9 protein-coding genes are annotated in these 11,812 nt (G+C 44.4%); 5 read left to right on the forward strand and 4 right to left on the reverse strand.

What is annotated here, in order from left to right:
* The first annotated feature begins 37 nt into the window (after positions 1-37).
* Together V7K41_RS28000 and V7K41_RS28005 are read left to right on the forward strand one after the other, a co-directional pair.
* On the forward strand, positions 38-1,750 hold the full coding sequence (locus V7K41_RS28000) for a diflavin flavoprotein (RefSeq protein ID WP_334853532.1): 1,713 nt from the start codon (positions 38-40) through the stop codon (positions 1,748-1,750).
* Positions 1,751-1,837: 87 nt separating this feature from the next.
* Entirely contained in the window at positions 1,838-1,966 is a 129-nt protein-coding gene (locus V7K41_RS28005; RefSeq protein WP_334853533.1) for a hypothetical protein, read from the forward strand.
* Positions 1,967-1,982: 16 nt separating this feature from the next.
* Here V7K41_RS28005 and V7K41_RS28010 read toward each other — a convergent pair whose 3' ends face one another.
* The 3 genes from V7K41_RS28010 to ribBA form a co-directional block, all read right to left on the reverse strand.
* On the reverse strand, positions 1,983-2,420 hold the full coding sequence (locus V7K41_RS28010; protein WP_334853534.1) for a putative toxin-antitoxin system toxin component, PIN family: 438 nt from the start codon (positions 2,418-2,420) through the stop codon (positions 1,983-1,985).
* Complete coding sequence (locus tag V7K41_RS28015; protein WP_334853535.1) at positions 2,417-2,683, reverse strand: hypothetical protein; 267 nt, start codon at positions 2,681-2,683, stop codon at positions 2,417-2,419. The genes V7K41_RS28010 and V7K41_RS28015 overlap by 4 nt, the downstream gene beginning before the upstream one ends.
* A 130-nt stretch (positions 2,684-2,813) precedes the next feature.
* Positions 2,814-4,487 carry a bifunctional 3,4-dihydroxy-2-butanone-4-phosphate synthase/GTP cyclohydrolase II gene (gene ribBA, locus V7K41_RS28020; RefSeq protein ID WP_334853538.1) on the reverse strand — a complete coding sequence of 558 codons (1,674 nt, stop codon included), beginning with the start codon at positions 4,485-4,487 and terminating at the stop codon, positions 2,814-2,816.
* A 317-nt stretch (positions 4,488-4,804) separates the two neighbouring features.
* On the opposite strand from ribBA, the gene argC reads away from it, so the two are divergent.
* Positions 4,805-5,863, forward strand: a complete 1,059-nt coding sequence (argC, locus tag V7K41_RS28025) for an N-acetyl-gamma-glutamyl-phosphate reductase (protein WP_334853539.1) — start codon at positions 4,805-4,807, stop codon at positions 5,861-5,863.
* A 96-nt stretch (positions 5,864-5,959) separates the two neighbouring features.
* Here the strand turns inward: argC and eno are convergent, their stop codons facing one another.
* Entirely contained in the window at positions 5,960-7,249 is a 1,290-nt protein-coding gene (gene eno / locus V7K41_RS28030) for a phosphopyruvate hydratase (protein WP_334853541.1), read from the reverse strand.
* 269 nt (positions 7,250-7,518) lie between these two features.
* On the opposite strand from eno, the gene gloA reads away from it, so the two are divergent.
* Complete coding sequence (gloA, locus tag V7K41_RS28035; protein ID WP_334853543.1) at positions 7,519-7,953, forward strand: lactoylglutathione lyase; 435 nt, start codon at positions 7,519-7,521, stop codon at positions 7,951-7,953.
* An 845-nt stretch (positions 7,954-8,798) separates the two neighbouring features.
* Positions 8,799-11,441 carry an ATP-dependent chaperone ClpB gene (gene clpB / locus V7K41_RS28040; RefSeq protein WP_334853545.1) on the forward strand — a complete coding sequence of 881 codons (2,643 nt, stop codon included), beginning with the start codon at positions 8,799-8,801 and terminating at the stop codon, positions 11,439-11,441.
* Positions 11,442-11,812: the final 371 nt, after the last annotated feature.

An 11,812-nucleotide genomic window follows, 5' to 3' on the forward strand; every position in this document is an offset into this window, starting at 1 on the left:
ATGCCCCATGCCCCATCCCCAATTCCCCAATAAAGCTATGTCAAAAAACAAACCCCGTGACGTTCAAGTTTTTCCCATTGCTACAGATACGAGAATACTGCGATCGCGCAGTTGGTCAAGGCTGAGATTTGAAATTGAATATGCTCTTGCTAAAGGTACAACTGCTAATTCTTATTTAATCGAAAGCGATAAAAGTGCCATTATCGATCCTCCAGGAGAAACGTTTACGCAAATTTATTTAGAAGCTTTGCAACAACGTTTCCATCTTGAAGATTTAGATTATGTAATTTTGGGACACGTAAATCCTAACCGGGCTGCAACTTTAAAAGCTTTGTTAGAAATTGCCCCGCAAATCACCTTTGTGTGTTCTAATCCAGGGGCGATAAATTTACGTGGGGCGCTGGAAAATCCAGATTTGCAAATTCTTGTGATGCGGGGCGAAGAAACTCTAGATTTGGGTAACGGGCATAATTTACAATTTATTCCCACTCCCAATCCCCGCTATGCCGATCAACTCTGCACCTACGATCCACAAACAGAAATTCTATACACAGATAAGTTATTTGGGGCGCACGTTTGTGGAGATCAGGTATTTGATGAAGGCTGGGAAATATATAACGAAGATCGGCGCTATTATTTTGATTGCCTCATGGCTCCCCACGCTCGTCAAGTTGAAACAGCGTTGGATAAACTGGTCGATTTTTCCGTGAGAATGTATGGCACTGGACACGGGCCTTTGGTGCGCTATGGCTTAATCGACCTAACCAAAGCCTATCGGGAATGGATTCAGCAGCAAGCATCTGCTGACTTGACAGTAGCATTGATTTATGCATCAGCTTATGGAAATACAGCGACATTAGCCCAAGCGATCGCTCGTGGGATCACAAAAGCTGGCGTTGCCGTAGAATCGATTAACTGCGAATTTACGGAACCAGAAGAAATCCAGGCGGCTGTGGAAAAAGCCGGTGGTTTCATCATCGGTTCTCCTACTCTCGGCGGTCATGCACCGACACCCGTGCAAACAGCTTTAGGAATTGTGCTATCCACCGCTACTAACAATAAACTTGCTGGTGCTTTTGGTTCCTTTGGCTGGAGTGGGGAAGCGGTTGATTTAATTGAGGGTAAATTAAAAGATGCTGGCTATCGGTTTGGTTTTGACACCATCCGCGTAAAATTCAAACCCGACGATGCCACCTTACAATTATGTGAAGAAGCTGGAACCGACTTTGCTCAAGCACTGAAGAAAGCGAAAAAAGTGCGATCGCCACGTCAACCTGCAACAAATGTAGAACAAGCAGTTGGTCGGATTGTGGGTTCTCTTTGCGTTCTCACAGCCAAGGAAGGCGATCGCTCTAGTGCCATGTTAGCTTCATGGGTGTCTCAAGCAAGTTTTAGTCCACCTGGTTTAACCATCGCCGTTGCTAAAGACCGGGCAGTAGAAACACTAACGCATACAGGAAACAAATTTGTCCTCAATATCCTTAAAGAAGGAAATCACTTGGGGTTGATGAAGCACTTCCTCAAACCTTTTGGCCCAGGACAAGACCGATTTGCTGATGTCGCCGCCGAAGAAACGGAAAGCGGTTCTCCCATACTTACGGATGCCCTAGCATATCTCGAATGTTCCGTACAAAATCGGATGGAATCTGGCGACCACTGGCTGGTTTATGCGACTGTCGAGAATGGCAAATTGTTAGATACTGATGGCGTTACAGCTGTGCATCATCGTAAATCGGCAACTCATTATTAATTGGGAATTGGGTATGGGGCATGAAGTGAGATGCTAGAGGATAAATAAAACTATTCTCTAAACCCCAGTCTTCTCTATAAAACTGAAATGTCGAGTTCTCATATCGGAGTTCCAAGTTCTGAGGTAAAAAGTAGAAGTTTAGAGAGCGATCGCATATCATCTTGTTTTCACGAATTGCCTATTGGTAAGCTTGTCTGGAGAAATGCGATCGTCTAGTGAAAGAATTTATTTGCTACGAATTAGTATTAGACCTTTCTGGAAAATAACGCATCAGAAAATCTTGTGGTGTCAAAATGGGAATTCCGTTAAACTCTCTCAACACCAATAAATCTAAATCACCAGTAATAATTACTTCAACATTTGCAGCAATAGCCGCAGCCAGAACTATAATATCTTTTGGGTCACGTAATTGAGGAGAATTGACAGAAACAGTTACACAAAGTTGGAGTACATCTTTTGTGGCATTAATTACATCTTCTACTCTTAAATTTAAAGACTCGATTTTAGACTGAAACTTTGGACGACGCAAAGTAGTTTCTAACTCTAAAAATAATGCATCAGATGCAAATATAGTTATTTTCTGCTCCTCTGCCAGTTTCAAAACTATATCTGGCACTCCTCCCCAAAGTAATGCTGAAATCCAAACATTTACATCAACTACAACCCTCATGTTTCAGTCCAAAGTTCTTGCCTAACTTCCTTGACTATTTGACTAATTTCTTCGAGAGTTGGTTGATTTGGATCTGAACCAGCCTGTGTTACTCGTTGCCTTAATGCTTTTAGTGTTAATCGGTTATTTGTTTTTTTAAACACAATTTCATTTTCAGTAACAGAGACTTCATATTCTGTACAAGGCTGAAGCTTTTCCAAAACCTCTGGAGGAATTTCTAGCTTTCCATCAGATGTGACTTTGGCAATAATAGTTGTATTCATAATCTCAATCTTCAGGTTTGACGCTCTATTGTGGTTTTATTATGCCGTTATTTTGAGGCGCTTCCGACAGTTACTTCATCGGTTCTGGTGGTGTACCTTACAAGATTTATTGAAAATAAAATCATCCAAGCTATTTACTAAAGCTGTAAATTTGCTGCGTCTCCAAGCGATCGCTAATTGACGAAGGCAGTGTACCATCGGCGAATGTCTGCCGATCTAGTTGGACTTGTAAATTACTCAAAGGATCGCAACCAGAAGAAATCAGAAATTCTAGTTTCTGGATGTATGGCACAGTTGCGAGGTTGTCCAGAATTTGGAAGATAGCTTGTATATAAGGATGACCACTCTGCTGATACCAATCACAGCTAGCAACTTTTGCCTGATCGAAACCCAAGTGTACTGTTAAAGATGGCTCGTCAAATAGAGCGATCGCTAAGGGACGCGCTTCTTCTTGTAACAATAGATCGTTACTTTTCGCTAAGTGTCGCAGTTTTTCTAAGCGCTCATAACGTTCCGTCACAGCTTCCGGGTCATCTTGCCAATGGATTGCTACTGTCACCAGATAAGTCTGTAACAGCATGTGACCCAGCTTTTTCGCCTTTGTCGCCAAATAATAAGAATTGTAGTCATTTGCCTCAATCAACAATGGCACGCGATCGACTACTTCCAATCCATAACCCTTGACTCCAGCAATTTTGCGGGGATTATTGGTAATCAAACGAATTTTTTTGATACCCAAGTCCATGAGCATTTGTGCCCCCATCCCGTAGTCTCGCAAGTCAGCGGGAAATCCCAAACGCTCATTTGCCTCTACTGTATCCAGCCCCATATCCTGCAACGAGTAGGCTTTCAGCTTGTTAATCAAGCCGATTCCCCGTCCTTCTTGACGCAGGTATACAACTACACCTTGACCAGCAGACTCAATCATTTTGAGTGCAGCTTGCAACTGCATCCTACAGTCGCAGCGCAAAGAACCCAAAGCATCACCAGTTAAGCATTCTGAGTGCATCCGTACCATCACTGGCTCATCTTTGAAGTTAGCTGGATCGCCCTTGACAATTGCCACGTGTTCTGTATTATCCAGAGTGTGGCGGTAGGCGTAAATTTCAAACTGACCGAATTGACTAGGCAGCTTGGTAATTACCTCACGATACACTAGGCGATCGTGCTGTAGGCGATAGCTGATTAAATCCGCAATACTAATTATTTTTAAATTGTGACGTTTAGCGTATTCAACTAACTGCTGCAACCGCGCCATTGAACCATCAGAGTTTTGAATTTCACAAATTACCCCCGCCGGGTATAGCCCTGCTAGCCTAGCTAAGTCCACAGCCGCTTCCGTATGTCCTGCGCGTTTGAGTACGCCTCCAGCCTTAGCCCGAATCGGAAAAATATGACCAGGACGACGCAAATCGGTGGGTTTTGTAGCTGGGTTGAGAGTAACCTGGATAGTTCGGGCGCGGTCTTCTGCTGAAATGCCTGTAGTGACACCTAATTCTGGCCCGGCATCAATACTGACAGTGAAGGCAGTTTGGTTAGTATCTGTAATGTTGCTTACCATCAAGGGTAAGTCTAGCTCGTCTAGGCGATCGCCTGTCATTGCCAAACAAATTAGTCCTCTTGCTTCCACTGCCATGAAATTAATCATGTCGGGTGTGGCAAATTGGGCAGCACAAATTAAGTCGCCTTCATTTTCTCTATTTTCATCATCTACCACTACAATGACGCGACCAGCTTTTAGGTCTGCTAAAGCGGCATCAATCGAATCAAATTTAAAAGTTTGGGTAGGATTAGTCTGTGACACAGAAAGATTTCCAGCTATAAACGTAAATTTTTTTAACAATTTCTTCTTTTAGATTGTAGCTCCTTTATAAGGCAGAGAAGTAGACTAGCAATGATTTGATAACGGGGTAAAAATTTTTGCCATAAAAAGTGGGGATAAAGTGCAGCGACAGTAAAGGATGAAGGCGATGAAGAAGAATAATAATCGTTTGTTTGCTCCCCCATCTTCTTAGAACAAAGTAGAGGGGTTTAAGACCTTTTGTGCGCTGTGCGTCTGGTCGCTGATATTGTTGATAGCTGAGAACGAATTAACCATTCATGGGATAAGGATTTCAGATCATGGGCAAATTTAGACGCGTACCCGTTGGGATTGTTGGCGCGTCGGGCTATGGTGGAGTGCAGTTAGTACGACTACTGATGGATCACCCAGAAGTCGAAATAGTTTATTTAGGAGGTGAAAGTAGTATCGGGAAATCTTTTGGGGATCTCTACCCGCATCTGGCTCATGCAACTAACCTGCTAATAGAGGCAGTAGAACCAGAAATAATTGCTCATCGCTGTGAAGTAGTTTTCCTGTCTTTACCAAATGGTCTGGCTTGCCAAATCGCACCCAAACTGTTGGAAAAAGGATGTAAAGTACTAGATTTGAGTGCAGACTATCGGTTTAGTAATTTGACAACTTATACAAATTGGTATGGTACAGAGAGAAGCGATCGCACAATTGCAGCGACAGCAGTTTATGGATTACCAGAACTGTATCGCGATCGCATTGCTGAAGCTCAACTCATTGGTTGTCCTGGTTCCTATGCGACTGCTAGTCTCCTTGCGCTTTCGCCACTTTTAAAGCAAGGCTTAATCAGACCAGAAACAGCTATTATCGATGCTAAGTCTGGCACATCTAGCAGTGGACGGCAGGTTCAAACCAACTTATTACTAGCTGAAGCAGACAATTCCATAACAGCTTTCAATCTTGGTCGTCACCGTCATACTCCAGAAATTGAGCAAATTTGCAGTGACTTAGCTGGTCACGAACTCATGATCCAATTTACACCGCACCTGATCCCAATAGTACGCGGTATTTTGGCAACAGTATATGCCACAATGAGCGACCCCGGTCTAGTGCGAGATGACTTAATCACAATTTTCTCAGCCTTCTACCGCAACTCTCCTTGGGTAAGAGTCTGCGGTAGCGGCGTTTACCCGCAAACCAAGTGGGCTAACGGCAGCAATCTTTGTTATATCGGTGTAGAAGTTGACCCACGCACAGGTCGCGTGATTGTTATGTCAGCAATTGACAATCTAATTAAAGGACAGGCGGGCCAAGCTATTCAGTGTCTGAACCTGATGATGGGCTGGGATGAAACCTTGGGGTTGCCCAAGTTGGGGTTTTATCCTTAATTGGGTATTAGGGATTGGGTATTGGGTATTAGGAAGAATTCAGCCCCCAGTCCCCAGTCCCCAGTCCCCAGTCACCCAGTCCCCAGTCCCCAGTCCCTACTTCGGCCCTAACCCCACAGCACCAGCATAAACGGCGCGATCGCCTAGTTGATCTTCAATTCGCAGCAAGCGATTATATTTTGCTACTCGTTCGCTGCGACATAGAGAACCTGTTTTGATTTGACCGGCACGGGTTGCTACAGCTAAATCAGCGATCGTTGTGTCTTCGGTTTCACCAGAACGATGGCTAATTACTGAACGGATGCTATTGCGAGTTGCCAAATCAATCGTTTCCAAGGTTTCAGTAAGTGAACCAATTTGATTGAGCTTAATCAAAATGGCATTAGCGGCTTTTTCCTGGATGCCTCTTTGCAAGCGAGTAGCGTTAGTCACAAATAAGTCATCCCCTACCAATTGCACCCGCGAACCTAACTTCTGGGTCAGTAATTGCCAACTTTGCCAATCTTCTTCGTGCAAGCCATCCTCAATTGACACAATTGGGTATTGGTCAACTAGTTGTCCTAAATAATCAATAAATTCAGCCGGGGCGTGAGGTTTACCATCGTAAACATACTGACCATTCTTGTAAAATTCGCTAGCCGCCACATCCAACGCCAAAGCTACTTGTTCCCCTGGTTTGTAACCAGCTTTCTTAATGGCAGCAACCAACAATTCCAAAGCCACTTGATTAGATTCTAGGTTAGGAGCAAAGCCGCCTTCATCGCCGACACCAGTAAGCAAACCCTTTTCATCTAACACTTGACTGAGGGTAGCAAACACCTCTGCACCCCAACGCAATGCTTCCTGGAAAGAAGTTGCGCCAATTGGGACAATCATAAACTCTTGAAAATCCACGTTATTTGAGGCGTGTGCGCCACCGTTAATCACGTTCATCAACGGCACTGGTAGCAAATTCGCTAAAGGGCCACCTAAATAGCGATATAGAGGAATTTCTAGAGACTCAGCACCAGCTTTAGCAGCTGCTAAGGAAACCCCCAAAATCGCATTAGCCCCCAATTTGGATTTGTTAGCAGAACCATCTATCGCAATCATTGTCCGGTCTAGCAGTTCTTGGTTGAGGGCATCCAAGCCTAACAATTTTGGTGCAAGTGCTTCTCTGACGTTTTGTACAGCCTTGAGTACGCCTTTGCCCCCATAACGACTTTTATCGCCATCACGCAGTTCGTGAGCCTCAAAAGTGCCAGTAGATGCACCACTGGGAACTTGCGCCAGTCCAACAACACCGTTAGCTAAATGCACTTCGGCTTCAATTGTCGGTCTACCGCGAGAATCAAGAATTTCACGGGCTGCGATCGCCTCAATGGCAGTATCTAGAAATTTACTCATCTGTACTTTATCCTTTATTCGAGTGTGTTACGCATCCAGTCCAGTTGCCTAACCCAATCGCTAGCATAGGCGGTTAAGAGACTTTCTCGGCTGAGATTAAAGAAGATTTCCATTATAGGGATGGGGAGCAATGCCAAAAATGGATAATTGTTTATCCTGTCCTTTCGGCTTTTAATTCTTTCTGTGACGGCATTTTTCCCTTAAGACTTTGAGCTAGGTAAAATGTTTGCAGAGAATAACACTAAATCAATTACAGAGAAAAGGTCAATATGCGATTACTACACACAATGCTGCGGGTAGGCAACCTTGAAGAATCCTTAAAGTTCTACTGTGAAATTCTAGGAATGAAACTGCTGCGCCGGAAAGATTATCCTGGAGGAGAATTTACCCTGGCTTTTGTTGGCTATGGCGACGAAAGCGACAACTCGGCGATCGAACTAACCTACAATTGGGGTGTGGAAAAGTACGAATTAGGTAATGCTTACGGTCACATTGCCCTTGGCGTTGATGATATTTACGCTACGTGTGAAGAAATTCGCAATCAGGGCGGTAAACTCGTGCGCGAACCAGGGGCGATGAAACATGGTTCGACGGTAATTGCCTTTGTGGAAGATCCAGATGGGTATAAAATTGAGCTGATTCAACTGGGAACTCAAGGTTCAGGAGTCAAACAGGAATCACAAGAGCAACTTGTGAGTCAGTAATTTTTATCAGGGATTTCCAAAAAATTAATTATCCGGTAGGGTGGAATGTCATTTATTTAAGCTGGATTCAGATCCTCGACTTCTTCAAGAAGCTGGGAATCTGGGCAGCAACTTGTGCTTAAGAGCCATAGGAAAATCCTACACAGATGTCTTAAAAAGTTGAGCTAGAGAGAGATTGATTTTTCCCGCGCACTGTCGTCTCGTGTCAGTAAACCCAGAAGACGCGCGAGACTTTTCCGCTTTTCGGCGGGTTAGGGGATCTCCTCTACGTAAATCCTATTAGTTTTACCCCAATACTGTCGTTGATGAGCAACATTTATAGCGAAGTCGATAGCGAAGCGTTAGCGAGTCCGCGAGCGTCATAGCCCGTCGTTAGACATCGCTCCAATAACACTATCGGGGAAAGTCTGCTCATAACAGTATTTTCGTTTTAAATTAGGAAATAGGCAATAGATTAAACTATCATCAATTGCCAATCCCAAATTGCCACCGGAGATACACGCGGATATACGCTGAGAATGTTTGGTTGAAGGAGGCAGGAGGCAGGAGGCAGAAGGAACAATTGGGAGAGGATTCAGACCCCTCCCAATTGTAAGCGCCGTATAAACGGTGAGGTCTTAAACCCCTGCTCCCAAGGCGTCGCGGCAGGAGGTAGATAGCGCAGCGTTAGCGAGTCCGCGAGCGTCGGGCAGTTTTCCTCCTGCCTCCTGCCCTCTGCCTCCTGCCTTCCTTGATAATTATCTGGGTATTAAGGAAGGAGTAGGGTTACAACCACTCCCAACTCCCTACTCCCTTTAATAATCCCCAATCCTTAAACTAAAAATCCAAATTCCAAAATTATAAAGATGCAACCTACAGATCCAAATAAATTTACTGATAAAGCCTGGGAAGCAATTGTTAAATCTCAGGATATAGTCCGTGCTTATCAACAACAGCAACTAGATGTTGAACATTTAATTATTGCCCTGTTAGAAGAACCCACTAGTCTAGCAATACGTATCCTGGCTCGATCTGAGGTCGATCCAATCCGCTTGCAGCAGCAGCTAGAAGCCTTTACCCAACGCCAGCCCAAAGTTGGTAAAAGCGATCAGCTTTACCTTAGCCGCAATTTAGATATTTTACTAGACCGAGCCGAGGAAGCTAGAGCCAGGATGAAAGACTCCTACATTTCCGTGGAACATATACTTTTGGCCTTTGCTGAAGACGATCGCATTGGACGAAAAATACTCAAAGGCTTTAGCGCGGATGCACCTAAACTCGAAGCTACTATCAAAACCATTCGTGGTAGCCAAAAGGTGACAGATCAAACCCCAGAATCCCGCTATGAAGCCCTACAAAAATTTGGTAGAGATTTAACAGAACAGGCAAAAGCTGGAAAACTCGACCCGGTAATTGGGCGGGATGACGAAATTCGGCGGGTAATTCAAGTATTGTCTCGTCGTAGCAAAAATAACCCTGTATTAATTGGTGAACCTGGGGTAGGTAAAACAGCGATCGCAGAAGCATTAGCACAACGGATGGTAAACGGTGATGTTCCTGAATCTCTGAAAAACCGCAAGTTGATCTCATTAGATATCGGCAGTTTAATTGCTGGAGCAAAATTACGAGGAGAATTTGAAGAACGTCTCAAAGCAGTCCTCAAGGAAGTTACAGAATCTAACGGTGACATTGTTCTGTTTATTGACGAACTGCATACCGTAGTCGGTACAGGTTCCAGCCAACAAGGGGCAATGGATGCGGGAAATTTGCTCAAACCAATGCTGGCGCGGGGAGAATTGCGTTGTATTGGTGCAACTACCCTCGACGAGTTCCGCAAACACATTGAGAAAGATGCCGCCCTAGAACGCCGCTTTCAGCAAGTATTTGTCGATCAGCCAACTGTGGAAAATACTATTTCGATTCTGCGGGGATTGAAAGAACGCTACGAAGTCCATCACAACGTCAAAATTTCTGATTCGGCTTTGGTAGCAGCAGCAACCCTGTCAGCACGTTATATTAGCGATCGCTTTTTACCAGATAAAGCTATTGACTTAGTGGATGAAGCAGCAGCACAGTTGAAAATGGAGATTACCTCCAAACCAGCCGAATTGGAAACGATTGATCGCCGCCTCATGCAGTTAGAAATGGAAAAGCTGTCATTAGCTGGCGAAGAAAAGGGTACTCCCCAAACGAAAGAACGTTTAGAGCGCATTGAACAAGAAATCGCCAATTTAACAGAAAAACAGCAAATATTTAATGAGCAATGGCAAGGTGAAAAGCAGATATTGGAGGCTATAAGCGCCTTAAAGAAAGAAGAAGATGCGCTGCGAGTGCAAATTGAACAGGCAGAACGCGCCTATGATCTAAATAAAGCTGCCCAACTGAAGTATGGCAAATTGGAGGGAGTGCAGCACGATCGCGAAGCCAAAGAAGCGAGCCTTTTAGAAATTCAAAACCAAGGTTCCACGTTGCTGCGAGAACAAGTCACCGAAGCCGATATTGCCGAAATCGTCGCAAAGTGGACAGGAATCCCCGTCAATCGCTTGTTGGAATCGGAACGACAAAAATTACTGCAACTAGAAAGTCATTTGCATCAACGAGTCATTGGGCAAGAAGAGGCTGTAGAAGCAGTAGCAGCCGCAATTCGCCGCGCCCGTGCGGGGATGAAAGATCCCTCGCGTCCTATTGGTTCATTTTTGTTCATGGGTCCCACGGGCGTAGGTAAAACCGAACTCGCTCGCGCTTTAGCTCAGTTTCTCTTTGATTCTGATGATGCCATTATCCGGCTTGACATGTCGGAATATATGGAAAAAAATTCTGTCATGCGAATAGTTGGTTCTCCTCCAGGCTATGTAGACTCTGAAAGAGGGGGGCAACTCACTGAGGCTGTTCGCCGCAAGCCTTACTCAGTAATTTTGTTAGACGAGGTTGAAAAAGCTCACCCAGATGTATTTAACATATTTCTGCAAATGTTAGATGATGGTCGCATTACTGACGGACTAGGGCGTACAGCGGATTTTCGCAACACTGTGATCGTCATGACAAGTAACATTGGTAGCGAACATATCTTGGATGTATCTGGTGATGATTCCAAGTATGAAATGATGCAAAAGCGGGTAATGGATGCTTTGCGATCGCATTTCCGCCCAGAATTTCTCAACCGCCTTGATGATATTATTCTCTTCCATGCCCTCAGTCGCACGGAAATGCGGCATATCATCCGTATTCAACTCAAGCGAGTAGAAAATCTCCTCCGCGAGCAAAAAATCTTTTTTGAGATATCCCAATCAGCCTGCGATCACCTTGTCGAATCAGGCTATGATCCAGTGTACGGTGCCCGCCCACTCAAACGGGCAATTCAGCGAGAAGTAGAAAACCCCCTCGCCACCAAATTATTGGAAAATACTTTTATCTCTGGAGACACGATTATCATCGACAAAAATGAGAACGGTCTGTCTTTTAGCAAAAAAATGCTGGTGAAGGTGTCAGTACCACAAATTGCTACATAGCACCTGGCGTCTCCCCTTCACTCAACAGGAGAGGCTAGCGCCTGCTGTATCCAAAGGGTTGTAGGAAGAAAACCAAACTGGCTTGGATACACAAACAAAGTCTAAGAATAATTGAGGGTTTGAAACCCACGCAGGTGGTTAAACCCCATATTGTTGCACTAACCACCCTTTTTAACGTTAATGTGACTGCGTGTTGCATCTATGATGCCTAGTAGCTTCTGCCACAGGGTACTAATTTTTCGTACCTTGTGGCAGAAGCTTGCTTGCCTTTAAAGGTGGTAATGGGATTTACGCCAAGGTGTATTAGTGAGTAATTAGTAATTAATCAAAGCAATGTGAACAACAAGATTCCCGACTTCTTAATTAAATAA

This window comes from Nostoc sp. (assembly GCF_036917415.1).
Lineage (GTDB): Bacteria > Cyanobacteriota > Cyanobacteriia > Cyanobacteriales > Nostocaceae > Nostoc.